General features: G+C 35.0%; 21 protein-coding genes. 10 read left to right on the forward strand and 11 right to left on the reverse strand.

Annotated elements, in window-relative coordinates; all coding sequences use genetic code 11:
* Positions 1–280: 280 nt before the first annotated feature.
* The 6 genes from ACRASX_RS00085 to ACRASX_RS00110 all read right to left on the reverse strand — a co-directional run bounded on the left by ACRASX_RS00085 (position 281) and on the right by ACRASX_RS00110 (position 6,816).
* Entirely contained in the window at positions 281–2,032 is a 1,752-nt protein-coding gene (locus ACRASX_RS00085) for an aromatic amino acid hydroxylase (RefSeq protein WP_432221999.1), read from the reverse strand.
* A 111-nt stretch (positions 2,033–2,143) separates the two neighbouring features.
* Complete coding sequence (locus tag ACRASX_RS00090; protein ID WP_432223101.1) at positions 2,144–2,527, reverse strand: group III truncated hemoglobin; 384 nt, start codon at positions 2,525–2,527, stop codon at positions 2,144–2,146.
* 15 nt (positions 2,528–2,542) lie between these two features.
* On the reverse strand, positions 2,543–3,787 hold the full coding sequence (ilvA, locus tag ACRASX_RS00095) for a threonine ammonia-lyase IlvA (protein WP_432222000.1): 1,245 nt from the start codon (positions 3,785–3,787) through the stop codon (positions 2,543–2,545).
* A gap of 199 nt (positions 3,788–3,986) precedes the next feature.
* Positions 3,987–4,535 (reverse strand): DUF4136 domain-containing protein, encoded by a 549-nt coding sequence (locus tag ACRASX_RS00100; RefSeq protein WP_432222001.1) that lies wholly within the window; start codon positions 4,533–4,535, stop codon positions 3,987–3,989.
* A 30-nt stretch (positions 4,536–4,565) separates the two neighbouring features.
* Entirely contained in the window at positions 4,566–6,542 is a 1,977-nt protein-coding gene (locus ACRASX_RS00105) for a urocanate hydratase (protein WP_432222002.1), read from the reverse strand.
* A 91-nt stretch (positions 6,543–6,633) separates the two neighbouring features.
* The gene (locus ACRASX_RS00110) at positions 6,634–6,816 is read right to left on the reverse strand and encodes a DUF5522 domain-containing protein (RefSeq protein WP_432222003.1); all 183 of its coding nucleotides are present in this window, start codon (positions 6,814–6,816) and stop codon (positions 6,634–6,636) included.
* 104 nt (positions 6,817–6,920) lie between these two features.
* On the opposite strand from ACRASX_RS00110, the gene ACRASX_RS00115 reads away from it, so the two are divergent.
* From ACRASX_RS00115 to ACRASX_RS00135, 5 genes are all read left to right on the forward strand, one after another.
* Positions 6,921–7,256, forward strand: coding sequence for a hypothetical protein (locus ACRASX_RS00115; RefSeq protein WP_066307268.1), 336 nt, complete (start codon positions 6,921–6,923; stop codon positions 7,254–7,256).
* 3 nt (positions 7,257–7,259) lie between these two features.
* Positions 7,260–8,156, forward strand: coding sequence for a 1-aminocyclopropane-1-carboxylate deaminase/D-cysteine desulfhydrase (locus ACRASX_RS00120; RefSeq protein ID WP_432222004.1), 897 nt, complete (start codon positions 7,260–7,262; stop codon positions 8,154–8,156).
* Positions 8,149–9,042 (forward strand): glucosaminidase domain-containing protein, encoded by an 894-nt coding sequence (locus tag ACRASX_RS00125; protein WP_432222005.1) that lies wholly within the window; start codon positions 8,149–8,151, stop codon positions 9,040–9,042. The genes ACRASX_RS00120 and ACRASX_RS00125 overlap by 8 nt, the downstream gene beginning before the upstream one ends.
* A 51-nt stretch (positions 9,043–9,093) precedes the next feature.
* A complete protein-coding gene (gene hemL, locus ACRASX_RS00130) occupies positions 9,094–10,380 on the forward strand; it encodes a glutamate-1-semialdehyde 2,1-aminomutase (protein WP_432222006.1) in 1,287 nt (428 codons plus the stop codon).
* Positions 10,381–10,527: 147 nt separating this feature from the next.
* Entirely contained in the window at positions 10,528–12,999 is a 2,472-nt protein-coding gene (locus ACRASX_RS00135) for a zinc-dependent metalloprotease (RefSeq protein WP_432222007.1), read from the forward strand.
* Positions 13,000–13,076: 77 nt separating this feature from the next.
* Here ACRASX_RS00135 and ACRASX_RS00140 read toward each other — a convergent pair whose 3' ends face one another.
* On the reverse strand, positions 13,077–13,535 hold the full coding sequence (locus tag ACRASX_RS00140) for an Lrp/AsnC family transcriptional regulator (RefSeq protein ID WP_066307274.1): 459 nt from the start codon (positions 13,533–13,535) through the stop codon (positions 13,077–13,079).
* A 211-nt stretch (positions 13,536–13,746) separates the two neighbouring features.
* On the opposite strand from ACRASX_RS00140, the gene ald reads away from it, so the two are divergent.
* A complete protein-coding gene (gene ald / locus ACRASX_RS00145; protein ID WP_066307276.1) occupies positions 13,747–14,868 on the forward strand; it encodes an alanine dehydrogenase in 1,122 nt (373 codons plus the stop codon).
* A 178-nt stretch (positions 14,869–15,046) separates the two neighbouring features.
* On the opposite strand, the gene ACRASX_RS00150 is transcribed toward ald, so the two are convergent.
* The 3 genes from ACRASX_RS00150 to ACRASX_RS00160 form a co-directional block, all read right to left on the reverse strand.
* A complete protein-coding gene (locus ACRASX_RS00150) occupies positions 15,047–16,000 on the reverse strand; it encodes a CorA family divalent cation transporter (protein ID WP_066307277.1) in 954 nt (317 codons plus the stop codon).
* A gap of 62 nt (positions 16,001–16,062) precedes the next feature.
* Positions 16,063–16,509, reverse strand: coding sequence for a YhcH/YjgK/YiaL family protein (locus ACRASX_RS00155; RefSeq protein ID WP_432222008.1), 447 nt, complete (start codon positions 16,507–16,509; stop codon positions 16,063–16,065).
* Between the two features lie 108 nt (positions 16,510–16,617).
* Positions 16,618–18,396, reverse strand: coding sequence for an ABC transporter ATP-binding protein (locus tag ACRASX_RS00160; protein ID WP_432222009.1), 1,779 nt, complete (start codon positions 18,394–18,396; stop codon positions 16,618–16,620).
* Between the two features lie 86 nt (positions 18,397–18,482).
* Here ACRASX_RS00160 and ACRASX_RS00165 point away from each other — a divergent pair, with 86 nt between their 5' ends.
* From ACRASX_RS00165 to ACRASX_RS00180, 4 genes are all read left to right on the forward strand, one after another.
* Positions 18,483–19,061, forward strand: coding sequence for a non-canonical purine NTP diphosphatase (locus tag ACRASX_RS00165; RefSeq protein ID WP_432222010.1), 579 nt, complete (start codon positions 18,483–18,485; stop codon positions 19,059–19,061).
* Positions 19,062–19,255: 194 nt separating this feature from the next.
* The gene (locus ACRASX_RS00170; RefSeq protein WP_066307282.1) at positions 19,256–21,187 is read left to right on the forward strand and encodes a DEAD/DEAH box helicase; all 1,932 of its coding nucleotides are present in this window, start codon (positions 19,256–19,258) and stop codon (positions 21,185–21,187) included.
* Between the two features lie 194 nt (positions 21,188–21,381).
* Entirely contained in the window at positions 21,382–22,149 is a 768-nt protein-coding gene (locus ACRASX_RS00175; RefSeq protein ID WP_432222011.1) for a carboxypeptidase-like regulatory domain-containing protein, read from the forward strand.
* 152 nt (positions 22,150–22,301) lie between these two features.
* Positions 22,302–23,651: a TIGR00341 family protein gene (locus ACRASX_RS00180; RefSeq protein ID WP_432222012.1), complete on the forward strand. Its 1,350-nt coding sequence runs from the start codon at positions 22,302–22,304 to the stop codon at positions 23,649–23,651.
* Positions 23,652–23,703: 52 nt separating this feature from the next.
* On the opposite strand, the gene ACRASX_RS00185 is transcribed toward ACRASX_RS00180, so the two are convergent.
* Positions 23,704–25,164, reverse strand: coding sequence for an aminoacyl-histidine dipeptidase (locus ACRASX_RS00185; RefSeq protein ID WP_432222013.1), 1,461 nt, complete (start codon positions 25,162–25,164; stop codon positions 23,704–23,706).

Genomic DNA, 25,164 nt, shown 5'->3' on the forward strand with positions numbered 1-25,164 from the left:
CGGTTGTATAATTTCAATGTTTTGGAATAAAAACAAATAGTGGTGATTTCACTTAAGATAAAAATTAAAACTGAAAAAAGAGGAAATAGAAACAGGAGATGTTACAATATGTTTCTATAAACATAGAGACGAAAATTAATTTTAGAAAATCGAGTCAATACAATCAAACTGTACTAAAAATCTAGAAAGCTGCAATAGATTAAAGAATAAAAATAGCCACAAATTAAATTGATAAGAAAAATTTAATTCGTGGCTAAAAAATCAGAAACTAATATATATTCTACAAATTATTAAAAATTAATTCTAAACCTCCAACAATTAAATGTGCTACAGCTGGTCGTCTTAATTTAATCGTTTCCAGGTATTCTTCAATTTCTATGGCAAAAGAAATGTCATTTCTTAAATACGCTAATTCGGCTATCTCTAATGGTAAAAGCCAATCGCTAGCATGGTTTTCTTTTACTTTATTAAAAATACTTTTCAATGAAGATTGCGTATCATTATTTTCGCGTATCGTGCGAACGCTTCCGTATAAGATTTCTAAATCATTGCGAGTGTCCGATTCTTTAGCTTTTATCGTTTTACTGGAAGGAACGTGAGAAATCATGTCGAAACTTTCAGTGTCCGCAGGTCCAGAAAAAGCCGAAATAACTTTTTTACCGACTGCCATATCGTAGGTTCCCCAAGTGGGTTCAAATAAAATTGTTTCTCCTTGTGTAACCGAACAGTTTTTAAAACTAATCAAAATTATTTCGCCGTGTAAATTACGAGAACCCGTAATAATTTCACCTTTTACAATAATATTCCCTTCAAATTCTAAGCAAATTGTTTCCCCTTCTACAATTTTGTAAGCTGTCAAATCTTTTGGACTCATATCTTCAATCGCCAAATTAAAGCCTTTAAGTTTACCAATTGGACTACCAAAACCTTCGGCATGTGTTGTTGTCCCGTGACTCACCAGTTCTTTCTCGCGATAAGATAATGCAGTTTTTCCAGTGGTTTGAATATAAACAGGCTTTCCTTCTGCTTCAATAACATTCGTAAAAACGCCAGAAATTTGCAGACCAGTGCTCAATTCAATAGTTCCTAGAGCATTGGAATCAATTAATTTCCTGATTCCAGACAAACCGCCTGTGCGTAAAGCCATTCTATTAGCAAATTCTTCTAAAATGTAGCTTAGATGAGAAAATGTTGGGGTAACATATAATTGCGGTTGCAACTTTGTAATATCAAAATTTTGGCCGGCAGCCGAAATATCGTAGGGAATTTTTTTAACCTTTTCGGTCATGCACTGTGCACTTTCTCCGATAGAAGATAACAATCCAGCTCCATAAATTTTCGGATCTTCTACTGTTCCAATCAAACCATACTCTACGGTCCACCAATGCAGGTTTCGAATTTGAGCCATTTCAGACAATTCGCCCATATTATTCTGAAGTTCTTCAACCGCTTTTTCAGCTTTTTCAATTTCAATTTCGGGTGTTCCTTCTGCTTCTTTTAAGATCGAAAGTAAACGAATCGCTTCGTAAATCTCGTAATCTTTATGAGAAGAAATAGCCTTGCAACCAATTTCGCCAAAGCGACGCAAATATTCAGCATATTCAGGATTAGCAATAATTGGAGCATGACCGGCACCTTCGTGAATAATATCGGGAGCTGGTGTATATTCTATATGTTCTAATTGACGAATATCAGAAGCGATAACTAATACTTGATAAGCTTGAAATTCCATGAATGCATTGGGCGGAATAAAGCCATCAACCGCAACGGCAGCCCAGCCAATTTCAGATAGAATTCTATTCATTCCGTACATACTCGGAATGTTATCAATCTCTATTCCGGTTCTTTCTAAACCATCCAAATACGAATGATGCGCCACTTTAGACAAATAATTAACATTTTTGCGCATTACATACCTCCAGACCGCCTGATTAATTGGTGTATAGTCACCGTAATCTTGTGGTTTAATAAATTGCGTTAAATGCTTCGGCAAACGCTCTAATAATGGATTGGTTTCAATATTTGGATTCATTTCGAAATCGTTGTAGTTTGTGTCGTAAAATTACACATAAACATCTCGATTCTAGCAAAATCACAAATAAAATCTGTAAAATATGAGAATTTAGTTTATTCTAAAGCACTATTAATTGAAGTTATTGGCATCTCGAAAATACTCAATTTTATAATTGAACATATAAGCCATATTTGCTGCTCTCACTTTAGCTTCTTCAGCAATTTTCCCTTCAAACAAACCATCTATCGTTTCTGTAAAAATTACCATCCAACGGTCAAAATGACTTTGATCTACTGGTAAATGTTTGTGCGGTGGAAAAGGACTACCTGAATACGTATGCTCTTCTAATAAAATAGTTTGCCAAAAACGATACATTTTTTCTAAATGTTCGGGCCAACGATTTTGAATACGCTCATTAAATATAGCACCAATCAATTTGTCGTTTTGAACTTTATCGTAAAAAGTATCCACCATTGTTTTAATATCCTCAAGCGTCTTAATATCTTCTAACATCATTTTCTTTTTATTTTATCCAATTAATTGCGTATACAGGTCGGGTTTATCATTTAAATATTTAAATTCAAATCCATTCGCTGTCATTCTATTTTTAATCGAAATAATATCGTTTTTATTTTTTAATTCTAATCCAACAATTGCAGAACCCATTTCTCTGCTGTTTTTTTTTGCAAACTGAAAATACGTAATATCATCTTCTGGTCCCAATATATTATTTACAAATTCTTTTAATGCTCCGGGACGTTGCGGAAATTGTATCATAAAATAATGCATCAAGCCTTCATAAATTAAAGAGCGCTCTTTAATTTCGGCAGTTCTTTCAATATCATTGTTACTACCGCTCACAATGCAAACTACATTTTTGCCTTTTATCTTATCCGCATAAAAATCTAAGGCAGCTATGGTCAATGCTCCCGCTGGTTCTACTACCATCGCTTCTTCATTATATAAGCGCAAAATGGTAGTACAAACTTTACCTTCGGGAACTAAAATAATATCGTGAATATTATTTTTACAGACTGCAAAAGTTTGCTCGCCAACCTGTTTTACTGCGGCACCATCTACAAATTTATCAATATGATCTAATGCAATTGTAGTTCCTTTTTCGATTGCGGTTTTCATCGCGGGTGCTCCCTCCGGTTCTACCCCAATTATTTTAGTGTGTGGACTTAAATGCTTAAAAACCTCCGACAATCCAGAGGCTAAGCCACCCCCTCCAATAGGAACAAAGACATAATCTATAGGCTCTTTTGCATCTTCTAAAATTTCTAAACCAATTGTACCTTGCCCCGCCATTACTTTTATATCATCAAAAGGATGGATAAAACTTTTTTTATTTTCAGTTGCATTTGCAATCGCTGCGGCGTAAGCATCATCAAAAGTGTCTCCGACCAGAACAATTTCTACAAATGATTTTCCGAACAGTTGTACTTGTTTTATTTTTTGTTTTGGAGTGGTTTTCGGCATGTAGATTATAACTTGAATTTTTAATAAATTACACGAATAGGCTACTCCCTGAGCATGATTTCCAGCACTCGCACAAACAATTCCAGTTGATTTTTCTAAATCAGTAAGACTGCTAATTTTATTGTAAGCACCTCTAATTTTGTACGATCGAACCATCTGCAAATCTTCTCTCTTTAACGATATTTGCGCTTTAAACTCTTCCGAAAGTGTATTGTTTTTTAAAAGAGGTGTCGTATTAATAACACCCTTTAATTGTTCTTTAGCCGCTTTTACCTCATCAAATAGATTCATTGTATTGTCTTCTTTAAATAAAAAAACCTCCCATTTTGGGAGGTTTAATAAATTGTATCTTCTTACGTATTTATACAGCACCTCGCCATCATCGAATGTCAATAATGTTTATAATACTGCTAATGTTGTATAAATCTGTCATGTTTTCTTGTTTCAAAGTACAAAAGTATTAATAATTTATGAGAACCTGGACAAAAGATTATTTTTTTGAAAGTTGAGGTGGATATTGGGCTAAAATTTTTGAAACAAACTCGGTAATCTTTGCTTCTTTTTTATCAACGTTGCGTGTTAGATCACCAATTCCTTCTCCTTGCCAAACCAATTCTTTTTTCTTAGCATCTATAAAGTCAACATATAAAGTGCCTTGTGTTGAGGTCGATACCGAATTAGACGGGTAACCATACATCATATACGGATTCCATCCATATCCCCAACCGTATCCCCAGCCAGCGCTAAATTGATTTACGTTTACTTGCTCTCTTGTTTTGGTGAAAATATTTACCAAAATGTCAGGAGTATCACTTTTAGTGAATCCTTTTAATGTCATTTGTTCTTCAATAGCATGCAAAATTCTTCTCTTATCCAAATCAGAAATCTCCACTTTGTCTACGCCTGTTTTATAAAAAGCATAGGTCTTAAAGTGTGAAAAATCAACGGTCTTATCATAGTCAGAATATACGCTTACCGAGCTGCAGGAAACAACAAGCAGCATCAGTAATAAAACGGGAATTAGTTTAATTGTTTTCATATAGCTAAAATTTATAATTATTATAGAAATTTACAACAAATTTTCATCAACTAAATTAGGCAAGGTTACTTTTAATAAAGGCTCGGTTTCCATGGCTCTTTTTATGGTGAAAATAGCACCTTCATTTCTCGCCCAACTTCTTCTAGAAATCCCATTGTTGACATCCCAGAAAAGCATTGATGCTAAGCGCTTTGAAGCTTCTTTAGAGCCATCAAGAACCATACCAAACCCACCATTTATAACCTCTCCCCATCCTACTCCACCACCATTATGAATGGACACCCATGTCGCTCCTCTAAAACTATCTCCAATAACATTTTGAATCGCCATATCGGCGGTAAAACGAGAGCCATCATAAATATTAGATGTTTCGCGGTACGGAGAATCAGTTCCTGAAACATCATGATGATCGCGGCCTAGCACCACAAAGCCTATGTCGCCTTTAGCAATCGCTTGGTTAAAAGCTTCGGCAATTTTTACGCGACCTTCCGCATCGGCATATAATATTCGTGCTTGAGAACCTACTACCAATTTATTTTCTTGTGCTCCTTTAATCCATTTGATATTATCCTGTAATTGCTGCTGAATCTCGATTGGAGCAGTTTGTGCCAACTCTTCTAAAACTAGAGTAGCAATCGCATCGGTTTTGACTAAATCTTCAGGCTTTCCAGATGTACAAACCCATCTAAAAGGACCAAAACCGTAATCAAAACACATGGGCCCCATAATATCTTGTACGTAACTTGGGTATTTAAAATCAATGTTATTGTCGGCCATTACATTTGCTCCTGCGCGAGACGCTTCTAATAAAAAGGCATTTCCATAATCAAAAAAGTAGGTTCCTTTGGCTGCATGTTTGTTAATTGCATCGGCATGACGACGCAGTGATTCTTGTACTTTTTCTCTAAATAAATCAGGATTATTGGCCATCATTTTGTTGGCCTCTTCAAATGAAGTTCCAACTGGATAATAACCGCCCGCCCAAGGATTATGCAGCGAAGTTTGATCGGAACCCAAGTCGATGGTAATATTGGCCTCGTCCAAAGCTTCCCAAACCTCCACTACATTTCCTAAATAAGCAATAGAAACAACTTCTTTTTTGGCTTTCGCCGAATGGATTCTTGCTACCAATTCTTCGACCGAAGTTACTACTTCGTTGATCCAACCTTGTTCGTGTCTAATTTTGGTGATTTTTGCATTTACTTCAGCACAAACCGTAATACAACCCGCAATATTTCCAGCTTTGGGTTGCGCACCACTCATTCCGCCTAAACCTGATGTCACAAATAGATTCCCTTCTGGGCTTTTATTTATTTTTCTAAAACCATTCAAAACCGTAATGGTAGTTCCGTGCACAATTCCTTGTGGCCCAATGTACATGTAACTTCCCGCAGTCATTTGTCCGTATTGAGAAACGCCCAGAGCATTCATTTTCTCCCAATCATCTGGTTTAGAATAATTAGGAATAACCATTCCGTTCGTAACCACGACTCTTGGCGCTTCTTTATGAGAAGGAAACAATCCCATCGGATGTCCCGAATACATGGTTAACGTTTGCTCGTCTGTCATTTCAGACAAATATTGCATGGTCAATAAATATTGCGCCCAATTCTGAAAAACAGCGCCATTTCCACCATAAGTTATTAATTCATGCGGATGTTGTGCCACAGCATAATCCAGATTATTCTGAATCATCAGCATAATAGCTTTTGCTTGAGCCGATTTTCCTGGATATTCGTCTATTGGTCGAGCGTACATTTTGTAATCTGGACGAAAACGATACATATAAATACGTCCGTATTTTTCTAATTCTTCCTTAAATTCGGCTAGCAATTCCGTGTGATGTTTGGCTTCAAAATACCGAAGTGCATTTCTTAAAGCTAGTTTTTTTTCTTCAACAGATAAAATTTCCTTTCGTTTTGGTGCGTGATTTATTGCTAAATCGTACGGTACTCTTGAAGGTAATTGTGCTGGAATTCCTTGTTGTATTTGTTCTTGGAAAGTCATTCATTTTAATTTAAAGGTGGCAGAATTTAAAGAGGATCACATCGGATCCTAATTTCGTACTACTTACCTAAGTGATGTGTTACTTGACAAATTATTTTGCCTTTTTAATTTGGCCTGTTTTTTTATCAAAACCATATGGACAATGTCGACAACCACTTTTGCAGCAATAGCCTCTTTTTAAATGGTGTTTCTCTGTAAAACATTTATAGCCTTCGGGAGTTAAATAAAAATCTTCTCCTTCGATTAATTTATTTTCATTACTTTGCTCTTTCATACGAGTAAAATATACTTTGTTTTTCAAATTGTCAAAAATCACTAATTGTGTTTTTCTCTAATTAGTGTTATTTTTCTTGCTCAAATTTACAAACTTTACGGTCAATGTATCTAATTCATGCTAAATATTTAATTCCGAAAGGATATCGCGGAATGACTATTTTCCCTTTTGTCTTACTTAAGAATCAAGAAGACAAAACGAATATGATTTTTATCACTCACGAAAAAATTCATTTAAAACAACAACTCGAATTACTAATTGTACCTTTTTTTATATGGTATTTTATCGAATTTATATTTCGATGCGTACAATACAAAAACGTTCATTTAGGCTACCGAAATATTAGTTTTGAGCGCGAAGCTTACCACAATGAAACTCATTTATTATATTTAAAAAACAGAAAGGCTTTTGCTTTTTTGAAGTACTTAAAAAACGATTAAATTTTGAATCAGCAAATCAAACTTGATTTACCAAATGGCATTAATCTCTTTATGAAAAGGGAAGATTTATTGCATCCTTTTGTTTCGGGAAATAAATTTAGAAAATTAAAATACAATTTACTTCAGGCCAAAATAGAACAACAAAATACTATACTTACTTTTGGTGGTGCGTTTTCTAATCATATCGCAGCGGTTGCTTATGCAGGAAAAGAGCAGGGTTTTAAAACAATTGGAATCATTCGTGGAGATGAATTGGGAGATCAAATAAATAACAATCCTACTTTAAAGTTTGCTCAAGAATGCGGTATGCAATTTAAATTTATTTCGCGTGAAGCGTACCGTCATAAGCATGAAAATGATTATTTAAATCACTTGAAAAAGGAATTTGGTGCTTTCTATTTGATCCCGGAAGGTGGCACAAATGAATTGGCAGTTAAAGGCTGTGAAGAAATTTTAACAACCGAAGATTCTAAATTTGATTATGTTTGTTGCGCCGTCGGAACAGGTGGAACGATCGCGGGAATTATTAAAAGTGCCTTACCACATCAAAAAATTTTAGGCTTTCCAGCTTTAAAAGGAGACTTTTTACAAGATGAAATTCGTATTTTTGCATCTAATATGGGTTGGAAATTGATAAATGACTATCATTTTGGTGGTTATGGTAAAATTTCTGAAGAATTAATTCAGTTCATGAATAGTTTTTTTAGCAAAACAAAAATTCCGATCGATCCAATTTATACTGGAAAAATGGTTTTTGGCGTTATAGACTTAATTCACAAAGGTTATTTTGCCAAAAATTCGCAAATATTATTGATTCATACTGGCGGTTTGCAAGGAATAGAAGGAATGAATCAGAAATTAAAAAAGAAGAAATTACCAATACTTACTACCAATGTATAAAAAAATCCTATTGCTCTTAATTGCAATCTGTTTAGTAAGCTGTCATGCTAGTAAACCCGCTATTGTAACCAGTAAAAACGCTGCAACTACTAAGCAAAGAACTGTGGTACAAACTACGAAAAAGGCATCGTATAAAAAACCCGATTCAAAGAATTTTGATTCTCACAATAACAAACGAAAAGCGGAAAACGAGGTAATTGAATCCACTTCGAGAACAGTAGTTTCTAACGATATAATTGACCATTACATTTATGCTTATAAAAATGTAGCTATGGGCAATATGAAAACGTACGGAATTCCTGCAAGCATCATTTTGGCACAAGGAATTTTAGAATCTGGAGCTGGAAAAGGAGACTTGGCTGTGCGATCTAACAACCATTTTGGTATAAAGTGTCATAAAGACTGGGCAGGAGATAGTGTTCGCCACGACGATGATTCGGCTCAAGAATGCTTTAGAAAATACAACGATCCTTCAGAATCTTACCGCGATCATGCCTTGTTTCTTACTGGTAAAAAAAGATACGCAACGTTATTCGATTATAAAAAAGATGATTACAAAGCGTGGGCCAAAGGATTACGTGCGGCGGGATATGCAACAGATCCTAAGTATCCAGACAAATTAATGAGCTATATTGAGCGCTATAAATTAGACCAATACGATGCTTTGGTGTTGGGTAATAAATATGATTTTAGCCAAAGTCAAAGTGTTATTGCGGCTTACACCTCAGTGCCAGAAAATCCAAACTTCTCGTATTACGAAGTGCAAAAAGGCGATACATTATATTCAATTTCAAAAAAATTCAATATACTCATTGACGAGATAAAGAGAAGCAATAACCTTAATGATAATACGATTTCCATCGGACAAAGGTTAGTCGTAAAATAAAATTAAATGTCATGCCTACTGGCATCTTCAATAAAAAAAGATTTCCAAAAAATGAAATATCAAAGAAGTAGTCAGCTTTTTGCTGAAGCAGAACAAGTAATCCCTGGTGGAGTAAATTCGCCTGTAAGAGCTTTTAAAGCCGTTGGAGGAACACCTATTTTTGTAAAAAGTGCCAAAGGTGCTTATATGTATGATGAAGATGGAAATCGCTTGATTGATTACATCAACTCTTGGGGACCGATGATTTTAGGTCACGCTTACGAGCCCGTTGTTACCGCTGTCATTGAAAAAGCCAAACTAGGAACTTCATTTGGAATGCCAACAGAACTAGAAACTCAAATTGCTGCATTAGCGGTTGCTATGGTTCCAAATATCGATAAAATTCGCTTTGTAAACTCTGGAACCGAAGCGTGTATGAGTGCAATTCGATTGGCTAGAGGTTTTACAAAAAGAGATAAATTTATAAAGTTTGCAGGCTGTTACCACGGACATTCTGATTCGTTTTTGATTCAAGCCGGAAGTGGCGCCGTTACTTTTGGCAGTCCAAACAGTCCTGGCGTAACCGAAGGAACTGCAAAAGATACTTTGCTTGCTACGTATAATGATCTAGAAAATGTAAAAGCATTAATTGCCGCTAACCCAGATGAAATTGCAGCGATTATCATTGAACCTGTTGCAGGAAATATGGGTTGCATTCCTCCTAGCAAAGGATTTTTAGAAGGACTCCGTGAATTGTGTACCGCCAACAACATTTTATTAATTTTTGACGAAGTGATGACTGGTTTTAGATTGGCTAAAGGCGGTGCGCAAGAGTTACTACATATTGATGCTGATATTGTTTGTTTCGGAAAAGTAATTGGTGGTGGTTTGCCGGTTGGTGCTTTTGCCGCTCGTTCAGAAATAATGAATTATTTGGCTCCTTTAGGTCCAGTTTACCAAGCAGGAACATTATCTGGAAATCCGCTGGCCATGGCTGCAGGTTTGACGATGTTGCAAGAATTAAATAAAGATGCAGCTATCTTTACCCGTTTAGCAGATAAAACAAGTTATTTGGCTAAAGGAATTGACGCTGTTTTAAAAGCAAATGATATTGCATTTACAATAAATACGATTGGTTCTATGATTTCGGTTCACTTTGATGAACAGCCAGTGACTGATTTTAAATCTGCTGCAAAAGGTGACAACGAGACCTTCAAAAAGTTCTTTCACGGTTTGTTAGATGAAGGAATTTATATTGCGCCTTCTGCTTATGAAACTTGGTTTATATCGGATGCGTTGAGCTACGAGGATCTAGATTTTACGATAGAAGCCATTGACAAAGTTTCGAAAACTTTTTAAGATAACAGCATTTTAGTATTAAAAAAGGATTACTTCTTAAGAAGTAATCCTTTTTTTTTGTTAATTAATCGTTAATTAAATGAATAAAAAACAATTCTATCAACGCTAAATATATTTTTGTCAACTAGATAACCAAATCCGTAATTTATGAACAAATTTATACTATACGTGTTTTTAGGAGCTATTTTACTAGCACCAACAACCAACTTTGCGCAATCAAAAAACAAAAAATCGAAAAAACAGGAAGAAGTAATTCCGCCTCCAGAAAAAAAACCTGAAGTAACAATTAAGGAATACAATAAAGTAATTACCAAGGCGGCAGTTTCTGATGAAGGTTTATTCACCATACATAAAGTAGATAAAAAATTTTACTTCGAAATTCCGAATAAATACTTAAATAAAGACATGCTTTTGGTAAGTCGCATCTCAAAATTACCTTCTAATTTGGGTGGTGGATACGTAAATGCAGGATCTGAAACCAACGAGCAATTAGTAACTTGGGAACGTTACCAAGACAAGATTTTAATTAAATCAAAATCGTACCAAGCAGTTGCACATGATAGTTTGCCAATTAGTATTTCTGTAAAAGCCAATAATTACGAACCGACACTTTTTGCTTTTGATATTGTAGCTTTCAGCAAAGATTCATCCAACACTGTTATTGATGTTACTAAATTTTATAGTTCTGATGTAAAAGCAATCAGCGGCATTTCTGCAGAGATGCGTGAAACATACAAAGTAAAAGGCTTAGACGATTCTCGTAGCTTCATCAACAGTATGAAAAGTTTTCCGATGAATATTGAAATTATTCAAGACATGACTTACAACGCGTCAAAACCACCCGTTTTGCAAGACACAGAATCGATTAGTATACAAATGAATCAGTCGATGATCTTACTGCCAGAAAATCCGATGAAACCAAGACTAGCTGATAAAAGAGTCGGTTATTTTACGGTGAGTCAATACGATTATGGAAGTAACGAACTAAAATCTGACCTTAAAACATACATTCGTCGTTGGAGATTAGAACCTAAAGATCCTGTGGCCTATGCTAAAGGTGAATTGGTAGAGCCAATCAAGCCGATTGTTTATTATTTAGACCCTGCGACACCAGAAAAACTTCGAAAATACATCAAGCAAGGAATTGAAGAATGGCAAAAACCTTTTGAAACAGCGGGATTTAAAAACGCAATTATTGCTAAAGATGCGCCAAGTAAAGAAGAAGATGCCGATTTTAGTCCGGAAGACATTCGTTATTCTGTAATTCGCTACGTAGCAAGCACTACTAGAAATGCTGTTGGACCAAGTGTTTCTGACCCAAGAACAGGCGAAATTATCGAAAGTGATGTTATTTGGTACCACAATCACTTGCGTTCCTATCGTAATAGATATTTATTAGAAACGGGAGCTGCCAATCCTTCGGCAAGAACCCTAGAAACTAGTGATGAAGAAATGGGCGAAATGATGCGAATGGTTATCGCGCACGAAGTTGGTCATGCTTTGGGTTTCCCTCACAATATGGGTGCTAGTTCTGCGTATGACGTTGAAAGTTATAGAAATGGCGACTTTACACAGAAAAACGGAATAGCAGCCAGTATTATGGATTACGCGCGCTACAATTACATTGCGCAGCCAGAGGATAAAAACATTCGTTTCATTAGACAAATGGGACCTTACGATCACTATGCTCTCAACTGGGGCTATCGCGTAATTCCGAATACTCAATCTATCAATGACGAAAAAGAGACTTTGGATAAATGGATTTTAGAAAAAGCCGGAGATCCAATTTATAAATATGGAAAACAAAGCAGCTCGTTCGATCCTACTTCTCAAACAGAAGATATCGGAAATAACTCGATGAAAGCAAGCATGTACGGTTTAAAAAATTTAGAATACGTTGCGAAACATTTACCTGAATGGACGAGCAAAGCAACCAATAGCTACGATGATTTAGGCGAATTACACGATGAATTATTAAGTGTTTGGAGTCGTTATGTTGGCCATGTGGTTACGAATGTCGGCGGAGTGTATGAGAATACTAAAAATCCGAATCAAGCTGGAAATGTGTACGAGGTAGTTCCCAAAGCAAAACAGCAAGAAGCAATGGCGTGGTTACAAAGCAATGCTTTCGCGTCTCCTACTTGGATAGTAGATGTAAATACTTTAAAAAATACAGAATATGCTGGCAACTCCGACTTGTTTAGAGGTTTACAAGCTCGTCATTTAAATAATTTATTAAGTTTTGAAAGAATTGGGCGCTTAATTGACGCCGAGATTGTTGGCTCGAACAATTACTCGGCCTTAAACTTATTGCGAGATATGAGAACAGGAATTTGGAAAGAAGCAAACGCAGGAACAACACCAACTTTATATCGAAGAAATTTACAACGTGCGTATATCGAAAGAATGCAGTACTTAATGACTGAAGAAATTAAATCTGACAAATCTCGAGACTACTACAAAGTATCTCAATCTGAAGTAAGACCTTTGGTTCGCGGAGAATTAACTGCTCTAAAAAACACCTTGACTGCTGCTAAAACTAAAACAACGAATCCCGAGACCAAGTATCACTATCAAGATTGCATCAAAAGAATTGATTTGATACTGAATCCGAGATAAAACTATTGTTCAATAAAAAAAGGATTTCTATCTACTTTAATGTAAATAGGAATCCTTTTTTTTATTAATAGTACAGTTTAAATAGCTATAACGGTAGTACTTTTTATTTCAGAAATTACAAAAACTGTGTTTATTGTTGAAACTGCGGGAAGAACTGATAATTTCTTCTGATGAAAATTGTGATAACTTTCCATGTCTGGAAGAATAATCTTCAGCATATAATCAAAATTTCCTGACACAAAATTACATTCTACCACTTCAGGTAAATTTAAGACAGCCTGATTAAACGCTTCCGAAACATCATACGTTTGTTTATTTAAAGTCACTTGGCAGTAAACCGTTAAGTTTTTACCAAGTTTTTTTTTATTTAAAATAGACACATACTTTTCTATAATTCCCTCTTTTTCCAAACGCTTCACTCGGTCGTGAACCGGCGTCAAAGAGAGATTAATTTGGTTCGCAATATCTTTTAAGGTCACGTGCGCATCTTCTTGCAAGAGACGTAGGATTTTTTTGTCAGTTTCGTCTAAAATCATAATAAAAAGAAAGTTTTAGGATACACATCGAACGTTAAATTTCAGTCATTTTTTCTTTTCTGAGTTACAAATAAAGCAAAAAAAAGAAGTTTTTTGTGCAAAAACCTCAAAAATAAATAATATTTTCTTTATTACAATGCAAAAATCATTTTTTTAACGTGTATCCATACATTTGTATTCTAGTTAAACAAATAACCAAAATTCAGAAATTATGATAGTAGGTGTTCCAAAAGAAATCAAGAACAACGAAAACCGTGTAGCTCTAACTCCAGCAGGTGTGGCGGAATTGAAAAAGAACGGTCACGAAGTTTACGTTCAGACAACAGCAGGAGAAGGTAGCGGATTTAGCGATCAAGAATATATTGCTTGCGGAGCTCAAATTTTAGGTACAATCGAGCAAGTATATGCTATTGCCGAAATGATTGTTAAGGTGAAAGAGCCTATTGCATCTGAATATGATTTGGTAAAAAAAGACCAACTATTGTTTACTTATTTTCACTTCGCCTCTTCGGAAGCATTAACACATGCGATGATCAAAAGTCAATCGGTATGTTTGGCTTACGAAACTGTTGAAAAACCAGACAGAAGCTTACCATTATTAATACCAATGTCTGAAGTAGCTGGACGTATGTCTATACAAGAAGGTGCAAAATACTTAGAGAAACCATTAAAAGGAAGAGGTGTTCTTTTAGGAGGCGTTCCTGGAGTAGAACCAGGTAGAGTATTGATTTTAGGTGGTGGAATTGTGGGAACACAAGCTGCAAAAATGGCTGCTGGACTTGGAGCACAGGTTACAATTATGGATGTTAGTTTGCCCCGTTTGCGTCAACTTTCAGAAATCATGCCTGCCAATGTAATCACGGTTATGTCTAATAGCTACAACATACAAAAAGCAATTAAAGAATCTGATTTAATTATTGGAGCGGTATTAATTCCTGGAGCAAAAGCGCCTACTTTAATTTCACGTGCCATGTTAAAAGACATGCGCCCTGGAACTGTTTTAGTAGATGTGGCTGTCGATCAAGGTGGCTGTATAGAAACTTGCAAACCAACTACACACGAAGACCCAACGTTTATTATTGATGATATAGTACACTATTGCGTGGCGAATATGCCAGGTGCTGTACCCTATACTTCTACCCTTGCCTTAACCAATGCTACTTTACCTTACATTTTGCAATTAGCAAAAAAAGGATGGAGAAAAGCATGTGCAGAAAATTTAGAATTAAAAAAAGGATTGAATGTTGCTAATGGTAAAATTGTTTACAGACAAGTTGCTGAAGCTTTTGACTTACCATTCGACGAAGAATTAGTTTTAGAGCCTGAGCTATAAATCTATATAAGTGCTTACTACACCTAAAAAAGCCCATCTCTTAATTGATGGGCTTTTTTTATGCTATGACGTGCTTTCTAAATTCTTCACTTTCGTTTAGAAAAACAGCTCCGAAATCTTACGTAGACGACTCTCTACCTCTACCTCTACCTCTACCTCTACCTCTTTCTCACTTCAACTACAGCCATCTTTTTCTCTTAAAATAGATAAACGGAAGAATTGCTGCAAACAACATGGCCAACAATACGACTGGATAGCCATAATAATTTTTAAGCTCTGGCATTTCTTCAAAGTTCATTCCGTAGATCCCTGCAATTAGCGTCGGTAACGAAATACAGACAGTTGCAACCGTCAGCATTTTAAAAATATGATTCTGCTCTAAGTTAATCTTACTCGAAATATTTTCTTTTAGATCATCTAATCGATCAAAATTAAATTGAATATAATCGGAAACTACCGCCAAATCATTCAAGTCGTTTCTGATACTTTCTTTTAGATCCATTTTTTGTTCCCAATTACTCTTTAAATACATCCTAAATACTCGAGTGGTTTCAATGAGTAATTCTTTAACCAACAAATTACTAAAGTTGTATTCGGTAATACTATCCATTTCATTGTTTGCAAACTTCTTTTCGATCAAAACAGTACTAGCTAATGCTTTAATTTTACGACTTAAACTTTCCGTAATATCGGCAAAATAATCAGATATAAATCCAAATTGAAATTCAAAAATAGCGGCTGTTTGTCCTAATTCCCTCAATGATCGAAATTTATTCGCATAGGTTTTATTCAAAAAATTGTCCAATTTAGAACTCGAAAATAAAAATAATCCTTCGTGCGAAATAATAATAAAGATTGGCTGCTCAATTATTTTCTTTTCATCATTATAAAAAGGAAGCGAAAAGTGAAACGCTGCTTGCTTGTCATTTTCTAAAAAGTGCGAACTAATTTCGATATCTTCATAATGCTTCATTATCGTAAAATCGAGACCAAAATTTTTCTCCAACCATTGGGTTTCTGTATTTCCATAGTCCAAAAACTGCATGACATGAAAGTCCAAACTAGAAAGTGGAATCTCGTCAACAGTTTGTGCCTTTATAAATTTTTTATTTTTTAATAAAATTTCGATCATTGTATTTTTATTAATTTAGAATTCGTTCAGCACCGCTTTTATTTTAGTATTTCAGCCATCATCTAAACTAAAACCTTTACCACTATTTTATCTAAATTACTGTTGCTAATCATAGGAGCATGCACATCTTCTGGAAAAAAGATAACGAATTGGTTTGCTTGCAATTCAAAATAAGTATCGGGCAAGTCATTAAAAAAACGAACATCTTTATCGTCATTATAGCCTCCGTTTGGCTGCGTACAGTTTGCTCTGGGCTTCCATAAAAAACCTTCGCTTCCGCTAATGCAAAACTGAATGTCGATATTTTTATCATGGCATTCAAATGTTTCTAAACTCGCTGCTCTCGTTTTTCCTTCTCCTTTATAAGCAAACATTTTCACACCTGCTTTATCATCTTCTAATCCATCTAAAGCTGCTTTGTCACTTTGCTTTAAATAATCAAAAGCAATTTTAAAAGAAGGATGCAACGCTTCGTATCGAGCGGAATTTTCTATGTAATCTATAATCATAATGTGAATGCTGTTTAATGTAACTTCTATCGTTTACTGCTGCAAAAATAATGTTTAATTTTTAGTAGCGGTTTCTAAATATAGGATTGGTTAAATATTTCGTTTATGCTAATCAAAAGTCTGTGTAATTTTATCAATATTTAAACTATTGGCCATCGCAGTAAAAATTTCGAAATAAACCGATTTATTATCATACAATTGCTCGTGCGTTCCTTGTTCGACACAACTTCCTTTTTCTAAAACAATTATATTTGAGGCATCAATAATTTGCGAAATACTGTGAGAAATAATAATAACCGTACGGTCTTTTTTAATTGCATCAAGCGATTTTTTAATTTGTTCGGTAGCTATTGCATCTAGACTTGCGGTAGGTTCGTCTAAGAAAATTATTGGCGGATTTTTTAAAAATAATCTTGCAATGGCGATGCGCTGCTGTTGTCCTCCAGAAAGTGAATTAGCGTCCGAATCATATCCTTTTGGCAAATTAACAATTTGCTCATGAATGTAAGCCTGCTTGGCCGCGGCTATCACTTCTAATTGTGATGCGTTTGGATTTCCATATAAAATATTTTCTGCAATGGTACCTTTAAAAATATGGTTTTTCTGCAAAACCAGGCCAATGTTTTTTCGAAGGAAATCAGTATTGTAGGCATTCAAATCCACGCCGTCCAAATAGATATTTCCTGAAGATGGCAAATAAAACTTATCCAACAAATTAATAATAGTACTTTTTCCAGCCCCACTCAATCCAACCAAAGCGCTAGTCTCGTTTGGTTTAATGGTGAAATTAATAGCTGACAATGCTTTGGTACCATTTGGATACGTAAAATTGACGTTTTTAACTTCAATAAGTCCGACAATTTTTTCTGGTATAAAATCACCACTCGTTTCTTTTTCATGATCCGATTCTAAAATATCAAAAAAGCCTTCCGAATAAATTAGTGCATCATTTACTTCATCATAAATACGGTGCAGTTGCCTGATGGGCGAAGAAACGTTGTTAAACAGCATGATATGAAACATAATTGCCCCAATGGTCATTGTATTATTAAGTACGAAATAGGAAGATAAGATAATAATAATGACCAAGCCTATTTGTTCTATAAACCCTTTAACGCTTTCAAAAATGAAACTTGTCTTGCGCGTTGCCAATTGGTTTTCGGTCATTTCGAATTGAATTTTTTGATGGCGACCGGCTTCCGTTGGTTCTCGAACAAAAGATTTTATTACGGTTATTGAGTCAATTAAACTGATTATTCCGTTATTTTTAGTTTCCCGATAATTGCGCATTCTGCGTCTGAAACCACTTAATTTTTTGGCTTGCATCTGACTCACGTAAAAATAGATAGGAATGATACACAAGCTAACCAAACCGACATAAAAATTGGCGTAGAACATCAGCAGCAAAGCCACAAAGGCATTGGCGAACAATGGAAAAATATCAATAAAAAAGTTTTGTACCAATCGCGTTAAACTGCTAATTCCTAAATCGATTCTCGTCTGCAGTTTCCCACTTTCGTTTTCATTAGAACTATAGAACTCCATTCTATAACTTAAAATTTTTTCGACTATAGTTTGCGAAATATCCCGTGTGATAAAAATTCGGAGTTTTTCGCCATAAAATTTTTGACCAAACTGCACCACCGAATAAATCAATTCTTTGCAAAGTAAAACAATACTTATGATGCCTAGCAAATGAAAACCTTTGGATAATGGTTCGCGAGCCACCATCAAATCACTGATGGTATCTACAGTATATTTTAATATTACGGCATTTACTTGAGCGGCAAATGAACCTAAAAAAGTCAAAAGCAGTGTGGCAACAACCATACTTTTGTATGGTCTTACAAATGGTTTGATTTTTTTATATAAAAGGGAAAGCTGCATTTAATTTTAAATTATTATTCAATCATATCAAATATAAGATTCTAAATTTGTTTTTTCTAATTAGAAATTCACCTAAACTCATATTTATGAAACTTGTATTCGCCTCAAACAACAGCAATAAAATTATTGAAATTCAGAAAATGCTTCCAGATAATATTTCGATTTTAAGTTTAGAAGCAATAGGATGCACCGAAGAAATACCAGAAATGGCAGATACAATAGAAGGAAATGCTATATTGAAAGCCAATTATGTAACCGAAAAGTATGGATACGATTGTTTTGCAGATGATACTGGCTTAGAAGTAGAAGCTTTAAATGGCGAACCTGGCGTTTATTCTGCAAGATACGCTGGGGAGCAAAAAAACGCTGACGACAATATGGACAAATTATTATCTTCTTTAGAAAAAAGCGAGAATAGAAATGCACAGTTTAAGACCGTAATTGCGCTGAACATCAATGGAAAGCAACAACTTTTTACTGGAATTGCCAATGGAACAATTATAAAGGAGAAAAAAGGAACGCAAGGCTTTGGGTATGATCCTATTTTTCAGCCGACTGCTTATAGCGAAACCTTTGCCGAATTATCTATAGCAGTAAAAAACAAAATAAGTCATCGTGCAAAAGCTACCCAACAATTGATCGCATTTTTGAATGAAACGGAATAATTGTTTAAAATACAACAATTAAGGTGGTAAAGTTTATAATTCAAGACGTTTATTTATTTAAAATGGGACTCTTATTTCAGCAATAAAAAGATAACCATTTGAGAATCAAATCACAATAAACAGATATTTCTTAAATATGTATTAGTTTATTTGAATTAATTTAGGTAATTTTGCACCCTATTTTAAAAATACATATGAATAAATTTGAACAATTAGGATTGAGTGAATCGTTACTGAAGGCGGTTGCAGATCTAGGATTTGAAAATCCGTCAGAAGTACAGGAGAAAGCGATTCCCCTATTATTGGAAAAAGACATCGATATGGTTGCGTTGGCTCAGACAGGGACAGGGAAAACGGCAGCTTTTGGTTTTCCAGTTATTCAGAAAATTGATGCCAACAACAGAAACACACAAGCATTAATTTTATCTCCAACACGCGAACTTTGTTTGCAGATTACCAACGAAATTAAAAACTACGCTAAATACGAAAAAGGTATTAATGTTGTAGCAGTTTACGGTGGAGCTAGCATAACAGACCAAGCGAGAGACATTAAGAGAGGTGCACAAATTATTGTAGCTACTCCAGGAAGAATGCAAGACATGATTAATAGAGGTTTAGTAAACATATCTCAAATCAACTATTGTATTCTAGATGAGGCTGACGAAATGTTGAACATGGGTTTCTACGAAGATATCGTAAACATCCTATCGACGACGCCAGACGATAAAAACACATGGTTATTCTCTGCAACAATGCCTGCTGAAGTAGCACGTATTGGAAAACAATTTATGAAAGATCCGATCGAAATTACGGTTGGAACTAAAAATTCAGGATCTTCAACAGTTTCTCACGAATTCTATTTAGTAAATGCTCGTGATCGTTACGAAGCATTGAAACGTATTGCTGACGCTAATCCAGACATTTTTTCGGTAATCTTTTGTAGAACAAAACGTGATACACAAGCTGTCGCTGAAAAATTAGTTGAAGATGGCTATAGCGCTGCTGCTTTGCACGGAGATTTATCTCAAATGCAACGTGATGGTGTAATGAAATCGTTCCGTGGAAAACAAATTCAAATGCTTGTAGCTACTGATGTTGCTGCACGTGGAATTGACGTTGACAGTATTACTCACGTTATAAACTATCAGCTACCGGACGAAATAGAAACCTATAACCACCGTTCAGGCCGTACAGGTCGTGCAGGAAAATTAGGAACTTCTATTGTAATTGTAACTAAAAGTGAATTGCGTAAGATTTCTTCTATCGAAAGAACAATTAAACAAAAATTCGAAGAGAAAGTTATTCCTTCTGGAATAGAAATCTGTGAAATTCAATTATTGCACTTAGCAACTAAAATTAAGGATACAGAAGTTGATACTGAAATCAACAACTATTTACCTGCAATCAACAGCGTTCTTGAAGATTTATCTAAAGAAGAATTGATTAAGAAAATGGTTTCTGTAGAATTTAATCGTTTTATTGCTTATTACAAGAAAAACAGAGACATTTCTACTCAATCAGGTGGAGAAAGACGTGAACGTGATGATAGAGATGGTGGTGCTCCAAGAGAAAACAACAATAACGGTGCAACAAGATATTTCGTGAACATTGGTTCAAGAGATAATTTTGACTGGATGTCATTGAAAGATTACTTGAAAGAAACATTAGACTTAGGTCGTGATGATGTCTTTAAAGTAGACGTAAAAGAAGGTTTCTCTTTCTTTAACACTGATCCTGAGCATACGGATAAAGTTATGGAAGTATTAAACAACGTACAATTAGAAGGACGTCGTATTAATGTTGAAATTTCTAAAAATGACGGTGGCGGCGGAAGACGTGATCACAACGGAAGAAGTTCTGGTGGTGGCGGCGGATTTGGTGGTGGAAGAAGTTCTGCCCCAAGAAGAGAAGGTAGTTTTGCTCCAAGAAGAGAAGGTTCTGGTGGTGGCGGCTTTAGAAGCGACAGAAACTCATCAGCTCCAAGAGAAGGTGGTTTTAGAAGCGACAGAAATGCTTCTAGCAGCAGTAGCGCTCCAAGACGTGAAGGCGGTTCTTCTGAAAGACCAGCAAGACGTTCTGAAAGCTTTGGTGACGCACCAAGACCAAGAAGACCAAGAAGAGATTAATTATAATTTCTAGATTTATATAAAATCCCAAATTTCATTTAGTTATGGAATTTGGGATTTTTATTTTTAGCGAAACTTTAAAAAAATCAGTAAACTTGTAGGAAATTTTAGTTTGTTAATATTCTTATAATTATAGTTGGAGTCTGCCCTATATCTAATTGCTATTTAGTACTTTTAAAACCTTAAATCTGTCTATGAAATATTTTGTAGTTTTCCTTTTATTGACCTTTACCACAATTAGTTTTGCTCAAGAAACAGACCACGACCAACGAGTTTCGGGATTTGTAATAAGTGACGAAACAAAAATGCCTATCCCAAACGTTAATATTATCAACATCAATAAAGTGCGTGGTGCACAAACCGACATCAAAGGATATTTTGAAATTGATGTAAAAGCAAGCGATACCTTACACCTTTCTTTATTAGGCTACCAATCGTTACGCGTTCGTGTCACTAATGACTGGATAAAAAACAAAGTAACTCGAATTCAACTGACCGAAAAAGCAATCGCTTTAGAAGAAGTAGTTATTAGTCCGTTTCGTTTGACAGGTTATTTAGAAGTAGATTCTAAATTAATTCCGACTAAAGAAAATTATCGCTATAGTATTTCTGGTCTTACGCAAGGCTACGAAGCTGGAGAATATTCGCCAGGCGCGTTCGGCAAAGTATTGGGTTCTATTTTTAACCCTGCTGATATGTTGTATAATTTTTTCGGAAAAAAACCAACCGAGTTGAAACGATTGAGACAAATGCGCAAAGATGATACCGTCCGTAATTTGCTAGAAACAAAATTTGATCGCGAAACGATAGCCGTACTACTGGGAATTGACAAAAGCGAAATTCCTGAAATATTGCAACGATGCAATTATTCTGAATCATTTATTCAAAACGCTAATGATCTTCAAATTATGGATGCGATAAGCGGTTGTTATGAAGAATATAAAATTCTTAAAAAGAATTAAACACTAAAATAGAATTGAAAAGCCTTTAATCCAGCCGGTTAAAGGCTTTTTTTATGATTTAAAAATATCTGCTTTTCATTGTTATTTCAATGAATAAATACTTAATTTAGTTGACAATTCTTCTTCTTTTTAGAGGAAAAACATTGCTCTGTATGAAAGATGAAATTAATAAGGTGCTGAATTTTGTGGATCTCCATAAAGGAGAAGAGGACAAAAAAAAGGTAGTTGAAAATATAACAAGTGCTGTCTCTTTTAGAGGATCAAATCTTTGGATTTTAGCTTGTGCTATCCTAATTGCTTCGGTCGGCTTAAATGTCAACTCCACGGCGGTTGTTATTGGCGCCATGCTAATCTCACCCTTAATGGGACCAATTGTTGGTGCTGGTTTTGGTTTAGGAATGTACGATACCGACTTATTAAAAAAAGGATTAAAAAATTTACTCATTGCAACCATTGTAAGTTTAACGATATCCACACTTTATTTCTATATCAGCCCTTTTAAAGAAGCCGAATCAGAATTACTATCTCGTACTTCGCCTAACATTTACGACATCTTAATCGCCTTCTTTGGTGGACTAGTAGGTGTAATTGCATTTACCAGAGTCGAGAAAGGAAATCCTATTCCGGGTGTTGCCATTGCAACAGCTTTAATGCCACCTTTGTGTACGGCCGGTTACGGCTTAGCTCTTGGTAATATCTCCTACTTTTTAGGAGCTATGTATCTTTATACGATTAATTGTGTGTTCATTTGTATTGCGACATTCATCATTGTAAAATACCTAAAATATCCACAAAAAGAACAACTAAACGAAACCCGTAAAAAGCAAGTTAAATATGGTATTTCTATTCTGATCTTATTAATGATTGTACCAAGTATCTATTTTGCTTACCAATTATTTATTCAGAAATCATACAACAGTCGTACTGAAAATTTTATAAAACAAGAATTCACCGATAATGATTATCCTATCATATATAAAAACATAAAATACAACCAAAGTCCAAAACGAATTGAACTAGCCTTTCTTTCTAAAAAATTCAATCAGACAGAAATTAAGGATTTAAATAAGAGATTGATCGATTATAATTTATTAAATACTCAATTGATTATTAAGCAAGACACCTTTAATATTGGAAACGACATCCTAAATAAAATCAATTCTAGTCGTGATATGGTCGATAAAAAAGACATTATCATTAATAAACTAAGGTCTCAATTATCAAGCTACCAATTTAATAATGATTTAATTATAAAAGAATCTGAAGTTCTTTTTCCTAGCGTTTCTAATTTATCGATAGGGAATTACACCATTAAAGACAAAGACAAAAAAGATGTTATTATTCCGATTGTGTTGTATCAAAGTACAGAAACGATGGATAATGAAAAAGCGAAAAGACTAAAAGATTGGTTGAAAATAAGATTGGCAAAAGACTCGGTCGAAATTTACAGACAACCGATGTCGCCAATTTCAAAAATTACAAAAGCCAAGCAAAAGAAATAAAAAAAGCCCTTGTAAATTATAATTCACAAGGGCTTTATACATTGAAAAAATACTATTTTACCGGAATATTTTCTAATACTTCCAATACAAATTTCCAATACTTTTGAGCCGATTTGATACTTGCTCTTTCATCTGGTGAATGTGCACCATGAATGGTTGGTCCAAAAGAAATCATATCCATATCAGGATAATTAGTTCCTAAAATTCCACATTCTAAACCAGCGTGACATGCAACCACTTTGGGCTGATCACCATTTTGCTTTTCGTAAATTTCTTTTAGAACTTCTAAAATTTCTGAATTTACATTTGGTGTCCATCCTGGATAAGAACCCGCTAATTCTACCTCACAACCTACCAATTCAAAAGCCGAACGCAAAGAGTTAGCCAAGTCAAATTTAGAAGTTTCTACCGACGAACGCGTCAAACAATTGATTTCGATTTCTCCATTTTTAATAGAAACACGAGCTAAGTTATTTGAAGTTTCTACCAAGGCTTCCATATCAGCACTCATGCGGTAAACACCATTTTGCGCTGCATAAATGGCTCTAATAATTCCTTCTTGAACGCCTAGATCCATTACTTTATTTGGTAATTCACATTTTTCAATTTCGATTACCAGATTGGGTTCGGTCGTTTTAAACTCTTCTTTGATGTCGTTGATAATTTCTTGCATATCAAAAATATATGCTTCATCAAACATTTCAGAAATAATTACTTTAGCTTCACTTTCTCTAGGAATCGCATTGCGCAATCCACCGCCATTTACTTCAGCAATTTGCAATCCGAAATTTTCAAAAGCATCAAACAACAAACGGTTCATGATTTTATTAGCATTACCTAAACCTTTATGAATGTCCATTCCTGAATGCCCACCGTTTAATCCTTTTACACGAATAACATGTCCTACAGAATTCTCTGGAACCTCTTCTTCATTGTAACTTCTACGTGCATTCAAATCGATTCCACCTGCACAACCAATATCAATTTCGTCGTCTTCTTCAGTGTCCAAATTCAATAAAATTTGACCTTGAAGAATTCCACCTTTCAAATTTAAAGCACCCGTCATTCCAGTTTCTTCGTCAATAGTAAACAAAGCTTCAATAGCTGGATGCGCAATTGTTTTACTTTCTAAAACAGCCATAATTGTGGCTACTCCTAGCCCATTATCAGCTCCCAAAGTAGTTCCTCTTGCACGAACCCAGTCTCCATCCACATACATATCGATACCTTGTGTATCAAAATCAAAAACAGTATCCGCATTTTTTTGATGCACCATATCCAAGTGACCTTGCATCACAATTGGCTTGCGATTCTCCATTCCTTTAGTGGCTGGCTTGCGAATGATCACATTTCGAATTTCATCTTCAAAAGTTTCTAAACCTAAGCTCTCACCAAAATTTTTCATAAACTCAATTACACGTTCCTCTTTTTTTGAAGGACGCGGAACTTCATTTAAATCGGCAAACTTATTCCAAAGGGCTTTAGGCTCTAAATTTCTTATTTCTTGACTCAT

Origin of the sequence: Flavobacterium sp. TMP13 (assembly GCF_050847115.1) — a bacterium.
In the GTDB taxonomy this organism is placed as follows: Bacteria; Bacteroidota; Bacteroidia; order Flavobacteriales; family Flavobacteriaceae; genus Flavobacterium.

Excerpts from the sequence above, each read along its gene's own strand:
- ACRASX_RS00140 (WP_066307274.1), bottom strand. The coding sequence starts at position 13,535 with ATGATTTTAGACGAAACTGACAAAAAAATCCTACGTCTCTTGCAAGAA.
- ACRASX_RS00085 (WP_432221999.1), bottom strand. The coding sequence starts at position 2,032 with ATGAATCCAAATATTGAAACCAATCCATTATTAGAGCGTTTGCCGAAG.
- hemL (WP_432222006.1), top strand. The coding sequence starts at position 9,094 with ATGAAATATCAAAGAAGTAGTCAGCTTTTTGCTGAAGCAGAACAAGTA.
- ACRASX_RS00125 (WP_432222005.1), top strand. The coding sequence starts at position 8,149 with ATGTATAAAAAAATCCTATTGCTCTTAATTGCAATCTGTTTAGTAAGC.
- ACRASX_RS00170 (WP_066307282.1), top strand. The coding sequence starts at position 19,256 with ATGAATAAATTTGAACAATTAGGATTGAGTGAATCGTTACTGAAGGCG.
- ACRASX_RS00175 (WP_432222011.1), top strand. The coding sequence starts at position 21,382 with ATGAAATATTTTGTAGTTTTCCTTTTATTGACCTTTACCACAATTAGT.
- ACRASX_RS00090 (WP_432223101.1), bottom strand. The coding sequence starts at position 2,527 with ATGTTAGAAGATATTAAGACGCTTGAGGATATTAAAACAATGGTGGAT.
- ACRASX_RS00135 (WP_432222007.1), top strand. The coding sequence starts at position 10,528 with ATGAACAAATTTATACTATACGTGTTTTTAGGAGCTATTTTACTAGCA.
- ACRASX_RS00165 (WP_432222010.1), top strand. The coding sequence starts at position 18,483 with ATGAAACTTGTATTCGCCTCAAACAACAGCAATAAAATTATTGAAATT.
- ACRASX_RS00160 (WP_432222009.1), bottom strand. The coding sequence starts at position 18,396 with ATGCAGCTTTCCCTTTTATATAAAAAAATCAAACCATTTGTAAGACCA.
- ilvA (WP_432222000.1), bottom strand. The coding sequence starts at position 3,787 with ATGAATCTATTTGATGAGGTAAAAGCGGCTAAAGAACAATTAAAGGGT.
- ACRASX_RS00115 (WP_066307268.1), top strand. The coding sequence starts at position 6,921 with ATGTATCTAATTCATGCTAAATATTTAATTCCGAAAGGATATCGCGGA.
- ACRASX_RS00180 (WP_432222012.1), top strand. The coding sequence starts at position 22,302 with ATGAAAGATGAAATTAATAAGGTGCTGAATTTTGTGGATCTCCATAAA.
- ACRASX_RS00110 (WP_432222003.1), bottom strand. The coding sequence starts at position 6,816 with ATGAAAGAGCAAAGTAATGAAAATAAATTAATCGAAGGAGAAGATTTT.
- ACRASX_RS00150 (WP_066307277.1), bottom strand. The coding sequence starts at position 16,000 with ATGATCGAAATTTTATTAAAAAATAAAAAATTTATAAAGGCACAAACT.
- ACRASX_RS00100 (WP_432222001.1), bottom strand. The coding sequence starts at position 4,535 with ATGAAAACAATTAAACTAATTCCCGTTTTATTACTGATGCTGCTTGTT.
- ald (WP_066307276.1), top strand. The coding sequence starts at position 13,747 with ATGATAGTAGGTGTTCCAAAAGAAATCAAGAACAACGAAAACCGTGTA.
- ACRASX_RS00105 (WP_432222002.1), bottom strand. The coding sequence starts at position 6,542 with ATGACTTTCCAAGAACAAATACAACAAGGAATTCCAGCACAATTACCT.
- ACRASX_RS00155 (WP_432222008.1), bottom strand. The coding sequence starts at position 16,509 with ATGATTATAGATTACATAGAAAATTCCGCTCGATACGAAGCGTTGCAT.
- ACRASX_RS00185 (WP_432222013.1), bottom strand. The coding sequence starts at position 25,164 with ATGAGTCAAGAAATAAGAAATTTAGAGCCTAAAGCCCTTTGGAATAAG.